This window comes from Sphingopyxis sp. P1IMeth2, from assembly GCF_900185685.1.
Taxonomy (GTDB): domain Bacteria; phylum Pseudomonadota; class Alphaproteobacteria; order Sphingomonadales; family Sphingomonadaceae; genus Sphingopyxis; species Sphingopyxis terrae_A.
The window spans coordinates 224,781-244,439 of record NZ_FYAT01000014.1; the positions used below are offsets into that span (position 1 = coordinate 224,781).

A 19,659-nucleotide genomic window follows, 5' to 3' on the forward strand; every position below is an offset into this window, starting at 1 on the left:
GATGACCGACCGTCCGCATACGCCGCTGCTCGACACGGTGGATGTCCCCGCCGACCTCCGCAAGCTCAAGCCCGAACAGCTTCGCCAGTTCGCCGACGAACTGCGCGCTGAAACCATTTCCGCCGTGGGAACCACGGGCGGCCATCTGGGGTCGGGGCTGGGCGTCGTCGAACTTACCACCGCGCTGCATTATGTCTTCGACACGCCCCGCGACAAGATTGTGTGGGACGTCGGCCACCAATGCTATCCGCATAAGATCATCACCGGCCGCCGCGACCGGATCCGCACGCTGCGCCAGGGCGGCGGGCTGTCGGGCTTCACCAAGCGCAGCGAGAGCGAATATGACCCGTTCGGCGCCGCCCATTCGTCGACCTCGATCAGCGCCGCGCTGGGCTTTGCGGTCGCGAACAAGCTGAAGAACGAACCCGGCCGCGCGATCGCGGTGATCGGCGACGGGTCGATGTCGGCGGGCATGGCCTATGAGGCGATGAACAATGCCAAGCAGGCGGGCAATCGCCTGATCGTCATCCTGAACGACAATGACATGTCGATTGCGCCGCCGGTCGGGGGCCTGTCGGCCTATCTGGCGCGGCTGGTGTCGTCGCGGCCCTTCGTCGAGCTGCGCGAAATCGCGCGGCGCTTCGCCCGCAAGCTGCCGCAGCCGCTGCACAAGGCGGCGAGGAAGACCGACGAGTTTGCGCGCGGCATGGCGATGGGCGGAACGCTGTTCGAGGAACTGGGCTTTTATTATGTCGGCCCGATCGACGGCCATAATCTCGACCATCTGATCCCGGTGCTCGAGAATGTCCGCGACAGCGACCATGGCCCGGTGCTGATCCATGCGGTGACGATGAAGGGCAAGGGCTATGCCCCCGCCGAGGCCGCCGCCGACAAATATCATGGCGTCCAGAAATTCGATGTCATCACCGGCGAGCAGGCGAAGGCGCCGCCGGGGCCGCCCGCGTATCAGAATGTGTTCGGCGAAACGCTGGCCAAGCTCGCCGATAGCGACCCGCGCATCGTCGCGATCACCGCCGCGATGCCGTCGGGCACCGGGGTCGACAAATTTGCGAAGGCGCATCCCGACCGGAGCTTCGACGTCGGCATCGCCGAACAGCATGCGGTGACGTTCGCGGCGGGGCTCGCGGCGCAGGGGATGCGGCCGTTCGCGGCGATCTATTCGACCTTCCTCCAGCGCGCCTATGACCAGGTCGTGCATGATGTTGCGATCCAGAATCTGCCGGTGCGTTTTGCGATCGACCGCGCCGGGCTGGTCGGTGCCGACGGATCGACCCATGCGGGATCGTTCGACGTCACCTATCTCGCAACGCTGCCCAATATGGTGGTGATGGCGGCTGCCGACGAGGCCGAGCTGGTCCACATGACCTATACCGCGGCCGAATATGACGACGGCCCGATCGCCTTTCGCTATCCGCGCGGCAATGGCACCGGCGTACCGCTGCCCGACACGCCCGAGAAGCTGGAGATCGGCAAAGGCCGCGTCGTGCGTGCCGGCAAAACGGTCGCGATCTTCTCGCTCGGCACCCGGCTTGCCGAGGCGCTGAAGGCCGCCGACACATTGGAAGCGCGCGGTCTGTCGACGAGCGTGATCGACCTGCGCTTCGCCAAGCCGCTCGACGAGGAGCTGATCCGCAAGACGCTGGCGAGCCACGAGGTGTGCGTGACGATCGAGGAGGGCGCGATCGGCGGGCTGGGCGCGCATGTGCTGACGCTGGCGAGCGACGCGGGGCTGATCGACGCAGGGCTGAAGCTGCGCACGATGCGGCTGCCCGACATGTTCCAGGACCAGGATTCGCCGCAGGCGCAATATGACGCCGCGGGGCTGAATGCGCCGCAGATCGTCGAAACGGTGCTGAAAGCGCTGCGTCACAATAGCGCGGGGGTCGAGGAAGCGGGCGCACGGGCTTGAGCGGCGCGGCGGCCTCTGGCGAGGTCTTCGAAGCATATTATTCGATTCCGCGGCTGCTGCTGGGGCTGGCCGGCGCTTTGGCCTTTGTTGCGGCGGCGCTGTTGATGGCAAACACCGGGTTCGTGTCGGGTTCATGGCTGGTCGCGGGGGCTGCGGTCGCCGGCATCGCTTTTTTCGGCTTTGTCGCCGCGATTATCGTCCGCCGCCTGTTCGACCGGCGCGTCCAGCTTCGCATCGATGCCAAGGGAATCATGGTGCGCGAATGGTCGGATCAGGTGATCGCGCATCGTTCGATCCGGCGCGCGAGCGACATGGGACAGTTCGTGGGGCTCTTCCTGCACAAGCCCGAAAAATATCCGACGACCAATCCGATGCGGCGCTTTCTGCTGCGCGTCGGGGGCGAATTGCAACGATCGGCGGGCGATATCTATATCGTGAAATATCAGTATGACCGCCGCGCGGAGGCGATTTTTGACGCGCTCGACCGGATGCGGCCACGCACGGCATTCGAAGAAGAGGTTGAGCGTCGGGTGGCTAAAGCGCGCGCGTCGAGCTGATCCGCAGGAAAGGGAGCGTCGATGGATTTTCTGAAACTGATCCAGTCGCTCGACGAACTGCTCTACGAGGTCATGTCGTGGCTGATCTTCTATCCGGTCACGCTGTGGCGGGCGCTCGCACAGCCGCTCAAGATGATGGATTATTCGGAGGCCGAACTGGGCGATCCGGCCGAGCGGCAATATACCGACACGCTGTCGCCGCCGCTGTTCCTGCTGCTGACGCTGGTAATCTGCCACGCGATCGAACTGTCTATCGTGGGGCAGAATGCGGTGATCTTGCGCCGGACCGGACTGGGCGGACTGGTCAATGACGATTCGACCTACATCCTGCTGCGCGTCGCCTTTTTCAGCCTCTTTCCGTTGATCATGGCGGCGCGGCTGGTACGCGCGCGCAACGTCAAGCTCGACCGGGTGCCGCTCAAGGCGCCCTTCTACAGCCAATGCTATGTGACCGCGCCCTTTGCGCTGATGGTGTCGACGAGCGGAATTCTGATGCAGCTCAAGCCTGGTGACAGTCCCCTCTGGGGCTTGGCGCTGCTCATCGCCGCGCTGCTGTGGTTCGGCAGTTTGCAGATATTATGGTTCGCACAGCATCTGCGGATCGGCCGGCTGCGGGCCGCGCTCCATGCCTCGCGCGCAATGGTCGAGGCGCTGATCGCTTTCGTCGCGATTTCGCTGATTTTCGTGGGGATATGAAAACGGCCCGGGGGTGCCGGGCCGTTTCGATCAATTGCCTGCGCGCAGAATCAGGCACCGGGGATCGACGCGCTGGCTTCGCGGCCGTCGCCCTGCGGCGCGGCGATGATGTCGCGGGTGACGAGGCCCTTGTCGACGACCTGCGTGTCGGGGCTGCCGACCTGGCTGCGGATGCCGGGGTCGGCGCGCGCGCCGTCGGCGCTGCCGATGATCGCGTCTTCGGCCGGGCTGCGCGGCGATTCGCCGCCGAAGAGCGCGCGCAGCGTCTGTTCGGCGGTGGTTTCGTTGCCGGGCCGCGCCGCGCCGGGGGCGGGCGGGGTCAGCGAGAAATCGGGCGGAACGACGAGCGGCGCCTGCCGCGACACCGCCATTTCGTCGGGGCGCTGGCGGCTGAACAGGCTGTTCGATCCGCAGGCCGACAGCGTCATCGCGACGATCGAGGCGGCAAGGATGGCTTTGGTCCGGTTCACTTCAAATAGACTCCCTATGCGCCCCGTTTACTCTTTCGCCGCCTGGTCGGCGGCCGTGGGGGTCTTTTCGCCGAAGAGCAGCGCGCGCGCAACCAGCAAAAGCACGCCGAGCGTGATGCAGGCGTCGGCGACGTTGAAGATCATGAAGGGGCGGAAGGCCCCGAAATGCAGATCGGCGAAATCGACGACATAGCCGAAACGCACGCGATCGATGATATTGCCGAGCGCGCCGCCGAGGATCATCGCGAGCGCGATGACGTCGCCGCGCGCCTTTTCGCGCGTCATCCACAGCGCGACCGCCGCCGCGACGATGGCGGTCACCGCGACGAGCGTCCAGCGCGTCGTATCGTTGCACTTGGCGAACATCGACAGCGAAATGCCGCAATTTTCTGCCCAGGTCAGGTTGAAGACCGGTAGCAGCTCGATCTGCCCATAGGGCTGGGTTTCGAGCGACAGCGGCACGACCACCACCCATTTGACGAGCTGATCGAGGCAAAAGGCGACCGCGGCGACGATCAGGCCGAAGCGCAGGTGGGGAGAACGCGTGCTCATTGCGCGTCCAATACCGTCTCGCAGCGATTGCACAAGGCGCCGTCGGCGGTCACTTCGGGCAGATGGCGCCAGCAGCGGCCGCATTTGTGGTTTTCGGTGCGCTTCACGTCCCAGTCGCCTTGATGGACGGTCGAGGTGATGAAGATTTCCTCATAATCGACGTCGCCGGCTTCGCTCGGGAGCCATACTTCGGCTTCGAGGCTGGAGCGGATGCGCTTTTCGCGGCGCAGCGGCTCGATGCGTTCGGTGACGAGAGCGCGGGTGCCGCGGATTTGCGCCCACTTCTCAATCAACTCGTTATTCCCGCGAAGGCGGGAATCCAGCTTTTCACCGTCGTTGGAAGCTGGACCCCCGCCTTCGCAGGGGTGACGGAGGAGGGCGGCGAAATCCGGCCACTCCAGCAGGTGGACGCTGCCCGCGTCGGGATAGCGCGTGCCCCATACTTCTTCGCTGGTGAACACGAGCACCGGCGCGGCGTAGCGGACGAGGGCGTGGAACAGCACGTCGAGGACGCTGCGATAGGCGCGGCGGGTGTCGGTGCCGAGCGGCGCGGCGGGGCCGAGGTCGCAGTAGAGGACGTCCTTGCGGATATCGAAATAAAAGGCCGACAGATCCTCGTTGCAGAAATCGGCGAGGAGGCGCGTGTAGGCGTTATAGTCGAAATCATCGACCGCTTGGCGCAGCTTCGCGTCGAGATCGGCGAGCAGCGAGAGCATATAGCGTTCGAGTTCGGGCATCGCCGCGACGTCGGTGATGCGTTCTTCCTCCGTAAACCCGTCGAGCGCGCCGAGCAGGTAGCGGAAGGTATTGCGCAGTTTGCGATACTGGTCGGCGACCCCGGCGAGGATTTCCTTGCCGATGCGGTGATCCTCGGTGAAATCGACGCTGAGCGCCCACAGGCGCAGGATGTCGGCGCCATAGTCGCGCATCAGGTCGATCGGGCTGATCGTGTTGCCGAGCGACTTCGACATTTTGAAGCCCTTGGCGTCCATCGTGAAGCCGTGGGTGAGGACGGCCTTATACGGCGCCTGTCCGCGTGTGCCGCAGCTTTCGAGCAGCGACGACTGGAACCAGCCGCGATGCTGGTCGCTGCCTTCGAGGTAGAGGTCGGCGCTGTGGGTGCCGCCGTCGTGGCGGACGAGCGCGGGCCAGCGGCCGCTTTCGAGGACGAAGGCGTGGGTGCAGCCCGAATCGAACCACACGTCGAGAATGTCGGTGATGCGCTCGTAATCGGCGGCGTTGTAGCTATCGCCGAGATATTCCTGCGCGCGCGCGTCGGACCATGCATCGACACCGGCTTCCTTCACCGCCGCGACGATGCGGTCGTTGACGAGCGGGTCGTTGAGATATTGCCCGGTCTTGCGGTCGACGAACAGCGTGATCGGCACGCCCCATGCGCGCTGGCGGCTGAGCACCCAGTCGGGGCGTCCTTCGACCATCGACCCGATGCGGTTGCGGCCCTTGGCGGGGACGAAGCGCGTGTCGTCGATCGCCTGCATCGCCGCCTGCCGCAAGGTCGGGGCGTCGCACAGGCCCTCTTCGGCGGGGTTGATCGCGCCGCCTTCGCCTTCCCAGCGCCGTTCGCCGCGCGTCTTGGGCTCGATATGCGTCATCACCTTGTCCATCGGCACGAACCATTGCGGGGTGCAGCGGAAGATGATCTTGGCCTTCGAGCGCCAACTGTGCGGATAGCTGTGCTTGTAGTCGGCGCTGGCGGCCAGCAGCGCACCGGCTTCGCGAAGGTCTGAGCAGATCGGGCCGTCGGGGGCGTTGAACTTGGGGTTGATCACCGATCCCTGACCGCCGAGCCAGCCCCAGTCCTCGCGATATTTGCCGTCGCCCTCGACCGCGAAGACGGGGTCGAGCCCATTCGCCTTGCAGAGGTCGAAGTCGTCTTCGCCGTGATCGGGCGACATATGGACGAGGCCCGTGCCGCTGTCGGTGGTGACGAAATCGCCCGCGAGGAAGGGGCGCGGACGCGCAAAGAAGCCCCCGAGTGCGTGCATCGGGTGGCGGGCGATGGTGCCGGCGAGGTCGCTGCCTTTGATCGTTTTTACGACGTCGCCCGGTGCGAACCCGTGCATTGAATGTTTGAGGCGCTTGTGGAACTCGTCCAGCAACGGTGCAGCGACTAGATATTTGAGATCTTCAACTAAGGGCATTGGATCGCCGGGGTTGAGCATTTTGGCTTGGCCACGCGCGGTAGCTACCAGCACATATTCAACCTCCGGCCCATAGGCCAAAGCCTGGTTCACCGGGATCGTCCAAGGCGTCGTTGTCCAGATCACCGCATGCGCGCCGACCAGCTCCGCGATCGGGCTTTCAACGATCTCGAACGCCACGTCGATCTGGGTCGAGACGATATCCTCATATTCGACCTCGGCCTCGGCGAGCGCGGTCTTTTCGACCGGCGACCACATCACCGGCTTGGCGCCGCGATAGAGCATGTCGTTGGCGGCGAATTTTAAGAGTTCGCGCACGATGGTCGCCTCGGCCTCATAATCCATCGTCAGATACGGATGGTCCCAGTCGCCGCCGATGCCGAGACGCTTGAGCTGCTCGCGCTGGGTGTCGACCCAATGCTGCGCATAGGCGCGACATTCGGCGCGGAACTCCTCGACCGGAACCTCGTCCTTGTTGAGCTTTTTCTTGCGATATTGTTCCTCGACCTTCCACTCGATCGGCAGGCCGTGGCAATCCCAGCCTGGAACATAGGGCGCGTCTTTGCCCTTCAGCGTCTGGGTGCGGACAACCATGTCCTTCAGGATATGGTTGAGCGCATGGCCGATGTGCATGTCGCCATTGGCGTAGGGCGGGCCGTCGTGGAGGATGAACTGGTCGCGGCCGCGGCGCGCTTCGCGAATCTGCGCCTCCAGATTGCTCTCGAGCCATTTCGCCAGAATCAGCGGCTCCTTCTGCGGCAGGCCGGCCTTCATCGGAAAGTCGGTCTTGGGCAGGAAGACGGTGTCGCGGTAATCGCGCTGATCGGGGGCGGAGGTGCTGTCGGTCATGGTCGCGGCGCTTAGCGCAAGTGAGGCGCGCTAGTCACGTTTAAGTTGATCGCGCCGTGTCCGGGGCGATTCGAAGGGCGTCTGGGGCCCGGCTTGCGCCGGGGTTCACTAGGCCCGAAACGGAGCTATTTCTGGCGCGGGCGGAGCGCCGGGCCGAGATTGTAGATGTCGTCGATCCACACATAGCCGGTAAAGCTGGCCGGGATGCGCGTAAGCTGGTCGACGCGCCACAGGCCCATGCCGCCCTGTTTGTCGCCGCGGGCGCCGGTCATCAGGACGCGGGTGCCGTGCGCCGCCGCGCGCGCCTGCAGGCGGTCGGGCCAGCCCCAATAGGCCCATTGATAGTCGAGCGGCACCATAATTGTGCCGCCGACGCAGCTCGGCGGATACCAGCCCGACCAGCCGAACTTGATGTAATCGCCGGTGCAGCGCTTGGCACCTTCGGGGTCGAGCGTCCAGGCGCGCGGCGCGCGGGCGCGGATCGGCTGGAGCACGCGCGCATTGCCGAAAAAGCCGAATCGCGGCTGGTTCGGATCGATCCCCGCGCGGGCAAAGGCGGCGAGCGCCAGCGCGCCTTCGCGCGGGTCGCGCGACTTGAAGTTGACGATCAGCGACGCATGGCCGAGGTCGCGCAGCACATCGTCGAGGCTGGGCATCAATCCCACCCCCTTGCCGCGCAGGGGGAAGGTTTTTCCGCCGTCGGCGGTATAGCCGTAGCCGATGTCGAGCCGTTTGAGTTCGGCCATCGTGCGGTCGCGAATATTGCCCTTGCCCTCGGTGCGGCAGTCGAGCGTCCAGTCGTGGAACACCGCAAGCCGGCCGTCCTTCGTCGCCGCGACGTCGAACTTCACCGCCCCGGCATCGCGGCCGATCGCGACCTTCATCGAAGGCAGGCTGTTTTCGATATAGGCATGTTCGGGCGGATGGATGCGCGTCGCGGTGCAACTGTCGTCGGTGACGCCGCGATGGTCGAAAAGCTGCGAAACGCCGCGGTGCGCGATCAGGACGCGCTTGCCGACGGGATCGGGCGCGAGCCAGGTCGCGTTCGACAGGGTGAGCCAGGCGACGAGCGCGGCGAAGAGCCAGAGGAAGATTTTGGTGCCGCGCTTCATCGGCTTTTTGGGCGGGCCGGAGAGGCCGGCGGCCCAGTCGTCGCTGTCGGTCATCTTTCCCCCGTCGTCAAGTTGGACCCGGGCCCCGGTTCATGGCGGGCATGTCAGACGTCGGCGAGCAGCCGCTTCGCCTCGTCACAATCCGCCGCAATCTGCGCCATCAGCGCGTCCATCCCCTCATATTTCGCCTCGGGCCGGATGAAGGCGCGGAATTCGACGTCGATTTCCTGACCGTAGAGATCGCCGTCGAAATCGAAGAAATGCGGTTCGAGCAATTCCTTGGGCGGATCGAAGCTCGGCCGGATGCCGAGGTTCGCGGCGCCTTTCAGGATGCGGCCCCCCGGCCCCTCGCTTAGCAGGCGGCCGGTGACGGCGTAGATCCCGTAGCGCGGGCGCAAATAGGTGCCCATGTCGATGTTCGCGGTCGGAAAGCCGAGCAGGCGGCCGTTCTTGTCGCCATGCTGGACGGTTCCGCGCACCGTGAAGGGGCGGGTGAGCAGGCGCGCCGCGGTCGCGCAGTCGCCCGCGCGCAGCGCGTCGCGGATGCGGCTCGACGAGATCACCTCGGTGCTGTCGTCGACCGGCGCGACCATCTCGGTAAAGAAGCCGAGGCGGCGGGCATGATCGGCGAGGGTCACGACATCGCCGCCCCGGCCCTTGCCGAAGACGAAATCGGCACCGGTGACGACCCCCGCCGCGCCATAGCGTTCGAGCAGCAATTCGGTGATGAAATCCTCCGCCGTCGTCGCGGCGAGCGCGGCGTCGAAGGGCAGGACGAGCATCGCGTCGGCGCCCGCCGCGCAGAACAATTGCTGCCGCTGGTCGAGCGTGGTCAGGCGGAAGGGCGGCGCGTCGGGTTTGAAGACGCGCACCGGATGCGGATCGAAGGTCGCGACGATCGCGGGGCGCCCGTCGTCCTTGGCATGATGCACCGCGCGGCCGACCACCGCCTGGTGTCCGGCGTGAAAGCCGTCGAAATTTCCAAGCGCGATGACGCCGCCACGCAGCGCACCCTCGATACGTTCGTGGCCGTCGAGGCGGATCATGGCCACCCTGTCTTCCGTTCGTGCTGAGCTTGTCGAAGCACTGTTCTTTCTTTCAACCTCGCCAGAAGGAAGGGCGGCCCTTCGACACGCTCAGGGCCGACGGATTTGGAAATCGAGTCATCGGGCCGGCGGCGTCAGCGGCACGATCCCCGCGCGGATGACGCGGAGCGCGTTGCCGCCCATCGCGGCGCGGATTTCATCGTCGCTGAAGCCCGCGTCGAGCAGCGCCTGCGTCACCTGAACCAGCTTCGACGTGTCGAAGCGGACCGTGGTCGCGCCGTCATAATCGCTGCCGAGCGCGACATATTGGATGCCGACGAGGTCGCGGACATGCTTCATCGCCCTGGCGACGCTGGCGGGCGAGGTGTCGCACACCGCCGCGTCCCAATAGCCGATGCCGATGACGCCGCCGGTCGCGGCCAGCCCACGGATTTCGTCGTCGGTGAGGTTGCGGTTGACCTTGCACGTCGCCTGCACCCCGCCGTGGCTGGAGACGACGGGACGGCGCGCCATCTTGAGGATGTCGACGACGCAGGCGTGGCTGCAATGCGCGATGTCGACGATCATGCCCTTCGCTTCCATCCGGCCGATCAGGTCGCGGCCGAGCGGGGTGAGGCCGCCCTTTTTCAGCCCGTGCATCGATCCGGCGAAGATATTGTCGAAGAAGTGGGTGATCCCCGCCATGCGGACGCCGGCGCCGTAGAGCTTGTCCAGATTGTCGATATTGCCGTCGAGATCGTGGAGCCCCTCGACACTGAGCATCGCGCCGACGGGCGGTGGGGTTTTAGTGCGCCGCGCGGCGAGCAGCGTGTCGAGTTCGGCGGGGCTCGCGACCGCCATCAGCTTGCCGTCCGACGCCGCGGCGGCGCGGTGCAGCTTCGTCGCGTGCCAGAGCGAGCGTTCGAGCAGCGAGTTCCACGTCCGCACTGGCTGCAGCTGCGCGATCACCAGCGGGGTGATATTGTCGCTGTCGTCGCCATTGGCGTCGTAATTCTGGCCCTTTGGCGATTTGGTGGTGCTGGAGAGGATCTGGAGCGCGACATTGCCCTCTTCGAGCCGCGGCAGGTCCATATGGCCGCGGGTCGCGCGGTTCAGGAAATTGCGCCCCCACAGCAGGCTGTCGCTGTGCAGATCGACGATCGTCAGCGTCTTGTGCAGCGCGGCGGCGCGCGCGCTGACCGTTGGCAGCGGCTTGCCGTCGACCTTGTTGAGCCCGCGCTCGATCATGCCGGGGGCGAGGAGGAAGAAGGCGGCCGCCCCTACGACGAGCAGTGCTAAGATGCCGATCAGCCAGCGGCGCATGTCAATTCTCCCCCATTGTCCCGCTTTGCGCGTGCCATCATCCCGCTTTGCGCGTGAAGGTGACGAAGCTGTAGGCCGGGCGCCCCCCGTCGTCGGCCGGATGATCCTCGCGCGCCACGACCTGCCAGTCGGCGGAATCGGGATAGGCGATGGTCGCATCTCCCGCGGGTTCGATCGCAACCTCGGTCAATTCGATCCGCGTCGCGAGCGGCAGGAACAGATCGTAGATTTCGGCGCCGCCGATCACCATCGCCTGCGGCGCATTGGCGAGGCGCAGCGCTTCCTCGACGCTGGCGACGGGCTCGGCGCCTTCGTCCTGCCAGCCCGCGTCGCGGGTGAGGACAATGTGGCGCCGCCCCTCCAGCACCGTGGGCAGGCTGTCGAAGGTCTTGCGGCCCATGATCATCGGGCGGCCCATGGTGAGCTGTTTGAAGCGACGCAGGTCGGCGGGCAGGTGCCAGGGAATCTTGCCCCCCGCACCGATCACGCCATTGGCGGCGCGTGCAAGGACCAGCGTGATATCCGGGCGGTTCATCGGGGAGAGGCTCCAACCCAAGTGACGTGGCCGAGCTTGCGCCCGTCGCGCACCTCGGTCTTGCCGTAGTGATGCACGTGCGCGGCGCCGTCGGCAAGCAGCGCCGGAATCTTTTCGATCTGCGCGCCGATCAGATTGTGCATCGTCACCGGCAGTAGCGGCACCGCCGTATCGCCGAGCGGCAGGCCCGCGACGGCGCGGATATGGTTTTCGAACTGGCTCGTCACCGCGCCCTCGATCGTCCAGTGGCCGCTGTTGTGGACGCGCGGCGCCATCTCGTTGAACACCGGCCCCGCGTCGGTGGCGAAAAATTCGCCGGTGAGCACGCCGACATAGTCGAGCCCATCGCCGATCGCCGCCATCATCGCGCGCGCCGCGGGTTGCTGGTCGAGGACGATGGACGGCGGCGGCAGGCTGGAGACGGCGAGAATGCCGCCTTCGTGGACATTCGCCGAACTGTCCCAAAAGCGCGTTTCGCCGTCGATGCCGCGCACCATGATAACCGAAAATTCATGGTCGAAGGCGACGAAGCCTTCGAGGATCGCGGGCTGCCCGCCGATCGCCTCCCACGCCGCATCGGCATCGGCGGGCGCGGCGATTCGCGCTTGTCCCTTGCCGTCATAGCCCATGCGCACGGTCTTGAGGATCGCGGGGGTGCCGATGGCGGTGAGCGCGCTATCGAGTGCCGCGCGCGTCGGCACCGCGGCAAAAGGCGCGGTGCGGCCGCCGAGATCGGCGACGAAGGATTTTTCGGTGAGCCGGTCCTGCGCGATTTCGAGCGGCTTGCCGCCCGGATGGACCGCGACATGGCCCGACAGGCAACGCACCGTGTCGACCGGGACATTTTCGAATTCGAAGGTCACGATGTCGCACGCGGCCGCGAAGCCCGCGAGGCGCGGTTCATCGTCCCACGCCGCCTGCGTGTGGTGGGCGGTGACTTCGGCCGCGACGCTTTCGGCGTCGGGGGCATAGACATGAACTTTGTAGCCGAGCTGCGCGGCGGCGACCGCGAGCATCCGGCCAAGCTGGCCGCCGCCCAGGATGCCGATCGTCGATCCGGGAGAAAGCAAAGCGGGTCAGCCTTCGCGCACGGGCGTCGGCGCGACGCTGTCGGTCTGTTTCGCGCGCCACGCGTCGAGCCGCGCGGCGAGGTCCGCATCGGTGTTGGCGAGCAACGCGGCGGCGAACAGCCCCGCGTTGGTCGCGCCCGCCTTGCCGATCGCAAAGGTCGCGACGGGGACGCCGCCGGGCATCTGGACGATCGAATAGAGGCTGTCGACGCCGCTGAGCGCCGCCGACTGGACCGGCACGCCGAGCACGGGAACGCGCGTCATCGCCGCGACCATGCCGGGCAGATGCGCGGCGCCGCCGGCGCCCGCGATGATCGCCTGGAGCCCGCGGTCGGCGGCGCCCTTGGCATAGGCGACGAGCCGGTCGGGGGTGCGGTGCGCGGAGACGATATGCACCTCGTGCGCGATGCCGAATTCTTCGAGGATCTGGACCGCATGCGCCATCGTCGGCCAGTCCGACTGGCTGCCCATGATTACGCCGATGCTGGCTTTCGCGCTGGCTGCGCCGTCGCCCATTCCGTCCCTCCTGCCCGGGCGATGAATCGCCGCTGCCTCCCCCTAGCGACTCGACCGCGCGCGGGCAATGTCACCAAAATGGCACCGCGTTTACGTCTTGGTATCAAGTCGTGGCTAACCTGCCTGCCATGCCCATCCTGCCGGCGTCCTGCCGGCGACCCACCGGATGCGCATCGGGGATAGGGAATGGATAGCGTAGGGGGGGCGCGGATCGCGGTCGAAAGGGCCGGTTTCGTATCCGTCGACTCCATCGAGGACCAGTTGCGCGAAATGCGCCGCGAACGCGATGCGTTGCGCCGTGAGAACCGCATCCTGAAGATCGCGGTCGCGGAGCTCGAACGCGTGTCCGAACGCGATACGCTGACCCCGCTGTTCAATCGCCGCTACTTCCTGACCGCGATTCACCAGCGCCTCGCGCGCTTCGAACGCCATGCCGAAAGCGCGGCGGTCGTGTTCATCGACGTCAATCAGCTCAAGCAGATCAACGACACGCTGGGGCATGCCGCCGGCGACTTCGCGCTCATGCAGATTGCGGGCCGCCTGTCGGCGTCGATCCGGTCGACCGATGTCGCAGCGCGGATCGGCGGTGACGAATTCGGGCTGATCCTCGATCAGTCGAGCGAAAAGGGCGCCCGCGCGCAGATCGAACGGCTGGCCGAGGTGCTGAGCGCCGAGCCCGCCAACTATGACGGGCAGGAGGTTCGCCTGTCGGCCTGCTTCGGCGTCGCGATGCTGCAGACCGGGATGAGCGAATCGGACGTGCTCGCCGCCGCCGACCGCGACATGTATCGCTGCAAACAGCGCGAAGTCGCCCGCACCCACCGCTAACCCGGCGTTAACCAAAGGCGCGCATCCTCCCTTTATGGACAGGGGGTGGATGATGCGTACCCAGGCCGATTTTTTCACCGATATCGAAAACCAGATTTCCGGGCAGATTGGCGCGCTTGCCGAAGCGCTCCCGCATTGTGCGTTGACCCAGATCGTGCAGGGGGTCGACGACATTCGTTGCCTTGCGCGCGATCATGGCTTCGCGATCGTCGAAACGCTGGCGAGCCAGCTCGAATCGGCAGTGGCCGGGGGCGGCTATCGCGCCGCCGTCCTGACCTATCTCGACGCGATGAACGATGCGGTGCGCGCACCGCGCGGCCCGATGCCCGCGGCCGCGCAGGAAGCCTGGCTCGCGTCGGTCGCGATGCGCCTCGGCCATTAAACCCGGCTATTCGCACACCGCGAGCTAGCGCTTAATCCTCCACGCTCAATAATTCGACCCATAGGCCGCCTGGCTGCGCTTCGACCGCGACATCGGCGACGATGTGGCCGGCCAGCCGCCAGTCGAAGGCGGCGAGCCGCGCCGAAAGATCAGTGAGGGCGGTTCCGGCGGGCAGCGTCAGCGCAAACCGGTGGCGCGCTCCGATGAAATTGGCGCTGGCCCAAGATCGCATCGTCGATGCGCCGAGCTGCGATCCCGGCGGCAGCAAGCGCGTCAGCAGGCGCGCGATGCGGCGGTGCGGGCAGGTGGGCCGCATGGGGGCGGTGGGCGACCAGCGGATCATGCGCGGCGGCTCTTGTTGGCGCGGCTGCCGACGCGGCGGTCGCCGATCGGCGTCACGCGGCCGGCCCGGAAGTCGGCACGCCATTTGTTCATGAAATGTTCCGCACGGCAGATCACCGCGCGGCCACAGATCCGCCCGCCGCGAAGGTCGCTCACCAGCCGCGGGTCGTGGACGGCGGCGCGGCCGAACACGCTCGGCGGCATATCGGCCTCTTTCAGAAAGGCCTCGATCCGTTCCAGCAAAATGCCCTGCATCGTCATCTCCCTGCCCGCGATTCGATCAATAGGATAATTCCTATTTGATTGGCATTTTCCTACTTGTCTAGGAAAAATCCTATTGCTAGAGATGAAATAGGAAGGACCAGTCCTTGACCGATATCGACGACGACCCGCGCCGGATGCTCGACCGGCTGCTGACCGAAAAGGGGGTGGATTATGCCCAGCTTTCGGCGCGCATCGGGCGCAACCCCGCCTATATCCAGCAATATATCAAGCGCGGATCGCCGCGGCGGTTGGGTGAACAGGACCGGGCGCGCATCGCCGCCTATCTGGGCGTGTCGGAGGCGCTGCTGGGCGGCCCGGCGCTACGCGTCGCCGCGCCTACGCCGCGCGCGCGCGGCCGCGACCTCGTGCTGGTGCCAAAGCTGGCGATCGGCGCTTCCGCGGGGCCGGGCGCGAGCGTCGATGGCGAAGCTGTGGAAAGTGAGGTCGCCTTCGATCCGCGCTGGCTGCGCGATCTGGGCGCCGACCCGCGCGCGCTGAGCATCATTCGCGTCGAAGGCGATTCGATGGCGCCGACGCTGGGCGATGGCGACGATATATTGGTCGATGGCGGCGACGCGGCCGCCCGGCTGCGCGACGGCATCTATGTGCTGCGGATGGACGATGTGCTGATGGTCAAACGCATCGCGCGCGCGCCGGGGCCGGGGCGCGTGTCGGTCATCAGCGACAATCCGCACTATCGTAGCTGGGACGATCTGCCGCTGTCGGCGATCCGGCTCGTCGGCCGGGTCATCTGGACGGGGCGCAGGGTGCGCTAGGACCGCTCGCTATCTTCTGATTGGTGATCGGCCCAGGGTCGAACCGGCTAGAGATAATTGACCGTCAGCGTGAAGGTGCCGCTGTAATCGCCCTCGGGCTGGTTCGCCGGGACGCTGAGCGTGCCGCCGACATAATAGGTTTGCACCCCGCTGGGCAGCAGCGTCGCGCTCGACCCGAGCAGGATAATGCCGCCGCCGCTTGTCGTCATCGCGCGGGTCAGCGTGGCGGTCATTGCGGGCGCGCCGCCGCCTGCGCGGGTCAGTGTCGCCGAATTGCTGCCGCTGACAGTGATCAGCAGCAGGCCGCCGGTACCCTGGAATACCCCGCGCTGCGCGCCGCTGCCGGCGAGCGTGACGCCGCCCGCCGAGCCGCGCGCATTGGTCGCCGGATTGACCGTCACCGTGCCCCCGGTCGCGCCGCTGACGATCGTGCCGAAATCGAGGTCGTCGGTCTTGATGAGCGTGTTCGGCCGCACCACCGCGGCATTCGGGGTGCCGGTCGTCTCGGCCGCCGATGCGGACGGCCCCATCAGCGCCGCTGCCGTGGCAGCGGCGGCGAGGCATAAGGCCATCGGTCGGAAGTTGGTCCCTTGAATCCCCACGATTCTGCTCCTGTCCGGCACACTATGCCAGCAGGGCATGAAGGGAGGATGCGCAGGCATGGTAAAGCGGGTCTTTACCTTTGCGCGGAGGCGGTGCGTCAGGCCCCCGACTCTATGCCTTGTCAGCGACCCCGCCGATCAGCACGAAACGCCGATCGCAATAGCCGCAATCGACGTACCCATCGTCGGGATCGATCTCCAGCCAGACGCGCGGGTGGCCGAGCGCGGCGTTGGCGAGCCCGTCGCCCGTGCCGTCGCATGCGATGCGGGTCTTGGACGTGCGGATCGTTTCGGGAGCGGGTGCAGGCTGGGTCATCGACGCGCCTTTAGCAAGCAGGTGCGGGCGGGGCAATCGGTCTCGATCGCTCCGCCCGCAACGGGCGACGCTTACAGATAGTTCAGCGTGATCGTGAAGGTGCCGCTGTAGTCGCCGGGCGCCTGATTGGCATTGACCTCCAGCGTCGCGCCGACTGGAAAATTATAATTGCCCAGCGCCGAGGTGATGCGGAAGCGCGTCGGCGAGGTCGAGAGGATCGCGGTCGGGGTGCTGCCGATCTCGAAATCGCGCACGCGCATCCGCTGGCCGGGGCCGGTGATCCAGATGCTGTTCGAACCGAGCGAGATATTGACCTGGCGATTGTAGCTGCCGAGCCCGGCGAAGCGCGCCGGTTCGCCCGAACTGCCCGCGAGCGTCGCGCCGCCGGTGCGGCTGCGCGTGCCGTCGGGGGCAAGCCGCACGGTGCCGGCGCTGCCCGAGGCGATGATGTCGCCGAAATCGAGGTCGTTGATCTTGAAGAAGGACAGCGGCCGCAGCACGATCGCTTCGGCCTGTGCCTGCGTCGTCGATTGCGGCGATGTGGTCTGGGCATGCGCCGCCGGTCCGATCGCCGGAGCCGTCAGCAGAGCGCACGCTGCGAAGCCGCGCAGTATGGCGCGCGGGTCGATGATGTGTCTGGTCCTCACGCATCCCCCCTTAGCGGTGAGGTCGCAAAATATGCTTACAGCTTATGGTAAAGAAAAGCTTGCCGCCGAGGCCCTTTCGCACCCGCACCGGCGCGGCTATGGAAGGCGCCATGAGTGAAGCCGCCATCCGCATCGACGCCGTTTCCAAAATCTATGCCGGGGGCAAGCAAGCGCTCGACAATGTCAGTTTCGATGTGCCGCGAGGTCAGATATTCGGACTGCTCGGCCCGAACGGCGCGGGCAAGTCGACGCTGATCAACATCCTCGCGGGGCTGGTCAACAAGACCAGCGGCCATGCGAGCATCTGGGGCTTCGACATCGACGCCGACCCGCGCAACGCCAAATATTCGATCGGTATCGTGCCGCAGGAAATCGTCTTCGATCCATTTTTCACGCCGTTCGAGACGCTGGAGAACCAGGCGGGCCTGTATGGCGTGCCGAAGGGCAAGCGCATTTCGGACGAATTGCTGGCGGCGGTGCACCTTAGCGACAAGCGCGATGCCTATGCGCGCACGCTGTCAGGCGGCATGAAGCGCCGCCTGCTCGTCGCCAAGGCGATGGTCCATTCGCCGCCGATCATCGTGCTCGACGAACCCACCGCGGGGGTCGATATCGAACTGAGGCAGCAGCTTTGGGAATATGTGCAAAGCCTCAACGACCGCGGCGTAACGGTGGTGCTGACGACGCATTATCTGGAAGAAGCCGAGGAGCTGTGCGACCGTATCGCGATCATTAACCACGGCAAGCTGATCGCCAACAAGCCGACGCGCGAGCTGGTCGACATGGCGCGCGAGAAGATCGTCGTCGTGACGCTGGATGCCGATGTCAGCGTGCTGCCGTCGCACTCTGCCTTCGACAAGGTCGAGCGCGAGGGCGAACGGGGGCTGGCGATCAGCTACAACAAGGATCGCACCAACGCGGGCGAGGTGCTCGCGGCGGTGAATGCGATGGGGCATGGCATCGTCGACGTGTCGACGCGCGAGGCCGACCTTGAGGATGTGTTCCTGAATTTGACGCGCGCGGCGAATGGCTGAGGCCGCGACCCACGACGTCATCATCGTCGGTTCCGGCGCGGCGGGGCTGACAGCGGCGATCGCGCTGGCGGAGCATTGCCGTGTTCTCGTGCTTGCGAAGGGCGAGCTGACCGGCGGGTCGACCGCCTGGGCACAGGGCGGGATCGCGGCGGTACTCGACGCGGGCGACACGTTCGAAAATCATATCAACGATACGATGATCGCGGGGGCCGGGCTCAACCGGCGCGAGACGGTCGAGTTCGTCGTCGAAAATGCGCCCCACGCGATCGAGCGGCTGATCGAAATGGGCGTGCCCTTCAACAAGGAGGCCGAGGCGCTGCACCTGACGCGCGAGGGTGGCCATTCGCACCGCCGCATCGTCCACGTCGACGATGCGACCGGCTGGGCGGTGCAGGCGGCGCTGCTCAAGACCGCCGAGGCGCATCCGAATATCACGCTGCTGCCGGGACAGGCGTGCATCGACCTGATCAGTGGACGTCATGAGCTACGCTATTCGGGGTCGGGCCATGTCTGGGGCGTCTATGCGCTCGACGAAAAGACGGGGAAGGTCCACGCGCATGTCGGCCGCGCGACCATATTGGCGAGCGGCGGGGCGGGGCGCGTCTATCAATTTTCGACCGCGCCGCGCGGCGCGACGGGTGACGGCATCGCGATGGCGTGGCGCGCGGGCGCGCGCGTTTCCAACATGGAAATGATGCAGTTCCACCCGACCTGCCTTTACAATCTGGAGGTCAAGAATTTCCTGATTACCGAGGCGGTGCGCGGCGAGGGCGGGATATTGAAGCATCCCGTCACCGGCCATCGCTATATGCCCGATTACGACCCGCGCGCCGAACTGGCGCCGCGTGATATCGTGGCGCGCGCGAACGACGATCAGATCAAGCGCTTCGGCCTCGACTATGTCCACCTCGACATCAGCCAAAAGGACCCCGATTTCGTCGCGGGGCATTTCCCGAACATCCACGAAAAGCTGCTGACGCTGGGTATCGACATGACGAAGCAGCCGATCCCGGTGGTGCCGGCGCAGCATTATACCTGCGGCGGCATCCTGATCGACCTTGACGGCCGCACCGACCTGCCGGGGCTCTATGCGGCGGGAGAATGCACCGAAAGCGGGCTGCACGGAGCCAACCGCCTGGCGTCCAACTCGCTGCTCGAATGTTTCGTCTTCGGCGAGGCGGCGGCGAAGGATATCATCGCCCGCTGGAACCAGCTCGAAACGCCGCCGCCGATCCGCGCGTGGGATGAAAGCCGCGTCACCGATTCGGACGAGGAAGTCGTCATCAAGCAGAACTGGACCGAGATCCGCCGCTTCATGTGGAACTATGTCGGCATCGTGCGCACGACGAAGCGGCTGGAGCGCGCGCAGCACCGTATCAACATGATGACGCACGAGGTCGAGGATTATTACGGACATTTCCGCGTGACGACCGATCTGATCGAGCTGCGCAACCTGCTCCAGTGCGCCGACCTGATCGTGCGCAGCGCCCTGCATCGCAAGGAAAGCCGCGGGCTGCACTATACGCTCGATTACCCGCGTCTGCTTCCTGAGGCACGCGACACGGTGCTGGTTCCTTAAACGCACAGCGCGCCGCGGATATTGCACCACGGCGCGCCGGCTTACGCCCTGCCTCCCCATGACCCCGCGATGCGGCGCGGGGCCGAAGGCCC

Annotated in this window: 22 protein-coding genes; 8 read left to right on the top strand and 14 right to left on the bottom strand. The window is 66.0% G+C overall.

Annotation, left to right across the window (positions count from 1 at the left end; all coding sequences use genetic code 11):
* The first annotated feature begins 1 nt into the window (after position 1).
* From dxs to P1IM2_RS14640, 3 genes are read left to right on the top strand one after another with little or no spacing between them, the layout of a single operon-like run.
* Positions 2-1,930: a 1-deoxy-D-xylulose-5-phosphate synthase gene (dxs, locus tag P1IM2_RS14630; protein WP_186402918.1), complete on the top strand. Its 1,929-nt coding sequence runs from the start codon at positions 2-4 to the stop codon at positions 1,928-1,930.
* The gene (locus P1IM2_RS14635; protein ID WP_186402919.1) at positions 1,927-2,487 is read left to right on the top strand and encodes an STM3941 family protein; all 561 of its coding nucleotides are present in this window, start codon (positions 1,927-1,929) and stop codon (positions 2,485-2,487) included. The genes dxs and P1IM2_RS14635 overlap by 4 nt, the downstream gene beginning before the upstream one ends.
* Before the next feature lie 21 nt (positions 2,488-2,508).
* A complete protein-coding gene (locus P1IM2_RS14640) occupies positions 2,509-3,183 on the top strand; it encodes a hypothetical protein (protein WP_062901764.1) in 675 nt (224 codons plus the stop codon).
* A 50-nt stretch (positions 3,184-3,233) separates the two neighbouring features.
* On the opposite strand, the gene P1IM2_RS14645 is transcribed toward P1IM2_RS14640, so the two are convergent.
* The 9 genes from P1IM2_RS14645 to purE all read right to left on the bottom strand — a co-directional run bounded on the left by P1IM2_RS14645 (position 3,234) and on the right by purE (position 12,797).
* Positions 3,234-3,653, bottom strand: coding sequence for a DUF3035 domain-containing protein (locus tag P1IM2_RS14645; RefSeq protein WP_003040968.1), 420 nt, complete (start codon positions 3,651-3,653; stop codon positions 3,234-3,236).
* 27 nt (positions 3,654-3,680) lie between these two features.
* Entirely contained in the window at positions 3,681-4,205 is a 525-nt protein-coding gene (gene lspA / locus P1IM2_RS14650) for a signal peptidase II (RefSeq protein WP_062901765.1), read from the bottom strand.
* Positions 4,202-7,216: an isoleucine--tRNA ligase gene (gene ileS / locus P1IM2_RS14655; protein ID WP_186402920.1), complete on the bottom strand. Its 3,015-nt coding sequence runs from the start codon at positions 7,214-7,216 to the stop codon at positions 4,202-4,204. The genes lspA and ileS overlap by 4 nt, the downstream gene beginning before the upstream one ends.
* A 125-nt stretch (positions 7,217-7,341) precedes the next feature.
* Positions 7,342-8,382 carry a glycerophosphodiester phosphodiesterase family protein gene (locus P1IM2_RS14660; RefSeq protein WP_062901767.1) on the bottom strand — a complete coding sequence of 347 codons (1,041 nt, stop codon included), beginning with the start codon at positions 8,380-8,382 and terminating at the stop codon, positions 7,342-7,344.
* 50 nt (positions 8,383-8,432) lie between these two features.
* On the bottom strand, positions 8,433-9,374 hold the full coding sequence (locus P1IM2_RS14665) for a bifunctional riboflavin kinase/FAD synthetase (protein WP_062901768.1): 942 nt from the start codon (positions 9,372-9,374) through the stop codon (positions 8,433-8,435).
* A gap of 117 nt (positions 9,375-9,491) precedes the next feature.
* Positions 9,492-10,676: a dipeptidase gene (locus P1IM2_RS14670; protein ID WP_062901769.1), complete on the bottom strand. Its 1,185-nt coding sequence runs from the start codon at positions 10,674-10,676 to the stop codon at positions 9,492-9,494.
* A 37-nt stretch (positions 10,677-10,713) separates the two neighbouring features.
* Positions 10,714-11,211, bottom strand: a complete 498-nt coding sequence (locus P1IM2_RS14675; RefSeq protein ID WP_186402921.1) for a dihydrofolate reductase — start codon at positions 11,209-11,211, stop codon at positions 10,714-10,716.
* Complete coding sequence (locus P1IM2_RS14680; RefSeq protein WP_186402922.1) at positions 11,208-12,281, bottom strand: 5-(carboxyamino)imidazole ribonucleotide synthase; 1,074 nt, start codon at positions 12,279-12,281, stop codon at positions 11,208-11,210. Before P1IM2_RS14680 ends, P1IM2_RS14675 begins: the two co-directional genes overlap by 4 nt.
* Before the next feature lie 6 nt (positions 12,282-12,287).
* Positions 12,288-12,797 carry a 5-(carboxyamino)imidazole ribonucleotide mutase gene (gene purE, locus P1IM2_RS14685; protein WP_003040942.1) on the bottom strand — a complete coding sequence of 170 codons (510 nt, stop codon included), beginning with the start codon at positions 12,795-12,797 and terminating at the stop codon, positions 12,288-12,290.
* 186 nt (positions 12,798-12,983) lie between these two features.
* On the opposite strand from purE, the gene P1IM2_RS14690 reads away from it, so the two are divergent.
* On the top strand, positions 12,984-13,625 hold the full coding sequence (locus P1IM2_RS14690) for a GGDEF domain-containing protein (RefSeq protein ID WP_003040940.1): 642 nt from the start codon (positions 12,984-12,986) through the stop codon (positions 13,623-13,625).
* A 49-nt stretch (positions 13,626-13,674) separates the two neighbouring features.
* A complete protein-coding gene (locus P1IM2_RS14695; protein WP_062901771.1) occupies positions 13,675-14,007 on the top strand; it encodes a hypothetical protein in 333 nt (110 codons plus the stop codon).
* Positions 14,008-14,038: 31 nt separating this feature from the next.
* On the opposite strand, the gene P1IM2_RS14700 is transcribed toward P1IM2_RS14695, so the two are convergent.
* Both P1IM2_RS14700 and P1IM2_RS14705 read right to left on the bottom strand, forming a co-directional pair.
* Positions 14,039-14,350: a hypothetical protein gene (locus P1IM2_RS14700; RefSeq protein ID WP_186402923.1), complete on the bottom strand. Its 312-nt coding sequence runs from the start codon at positions 14,348-14,350 to the stop codon at positions 14,039-14,041.
* Positions 14,347-14,604, bottom strand: a complete 258-nt coding sequence (locus tag P1IM2_RS14705) for a hypothetical protein (RefSeq protein ID WP_186402985.1) — start codon at positions 14,602-14,604, stop codon at positions 14,347-14,349. Before P1IM2_RS14705 ends, P1IM2_RS14700 begins: the two co-directional genes overlap by 4 nt.
* Positions 14,605-14,747: 143 nt before the next feature.
* Here P1IM2_RS14705 and P1IM2_RS14710 point away from each other — a divergent pair, with 143 nt between their 5' ends.
* On the top strand, positions 14,748-15,389 hold the full coding sequence (locus P1IM2_RS14710) for a helix-turn-helix transcriptional regulator (protein WP_062903112.1): 642 nt from the start codon (positions 14,748-14,750) through the stop codon (positions 15,387-15,389).
* Between the two features lie 47 nt (positions 15,390-15,436).
* On the opposite strand, the gene P1IM2_RS14715 is transcribed toward P1IM2_RS14710, so the two are convergent.
* From P1IM2_RS14715 to P1IM2_RS14725, 3 genes are all read right to left on the bottom strand, one after another.
* A complete protein-coding gene (locus P1IM2_RS14715) occupies positions 15,437-15,991 on the bottom strand; it encodes a DUF4402 domain-containing protein (protein ID WP_186402924.1) in 555 nt (184 codons plus the stop codon).
* A gap of 112 nt (positions 15,992-16,103) precedes the next feature.
* Positions 16,104-16,307 (bottom strand): zinc-finger domain-containing protein, encoded by a 204-nt coding sequence (locus P1IM2_RS14720; RefSeq protein ID WP_062901775.1) that lies wholly within the window; start codon positions 16,305-16,307, stop codon positions 16,104-16,106.
* A 71-nt stretch (positions 16,308-16,378) separates the two neighbouring features.
* A complete protein-coding gene (locus P1IM2_RS14725) occupies positions 16,379-16,954 on the bottom strand; it encodes a DUF4402 domain-containing protein (RefSeq protein ID WP_260834167.1) in 576 nt (191 codons plus the stop codon).
* Positions 16,955-17,064: 110 nt separating this feature from the next.
* On the opposite strand from P1IM2_RS14725, the gene P1IM2_RS14730 reads away from it, so the two are divergent.
* Positions 17,065-17,988: an ABC transporter ATP-binding protein gene (locus P1IM2_RS14730; RefSeq protein WP_186402925.1), complete on the top strand. Its 924-nt coding sequence runs from the start codon at positions 17,065-17,067 to the stop codon at positions 17,986-17,988.
* A complete protein-coding gene (nadB, locus tag P1IM2_RS14735) occupies positions 17,981-19,567 on the top strand; it encodes an L-aspartate oxidase (protein ID WP_062901776.1) in 1,587 nt (528 codons plus the stop codon). Before P1IM2_RS14730 ends, nadB begins: the two co-directional genes overlap by 8 nt.
* The last annotated feature ends 92 nt before the right edge of the window (positions 19,568-19,659 follow it).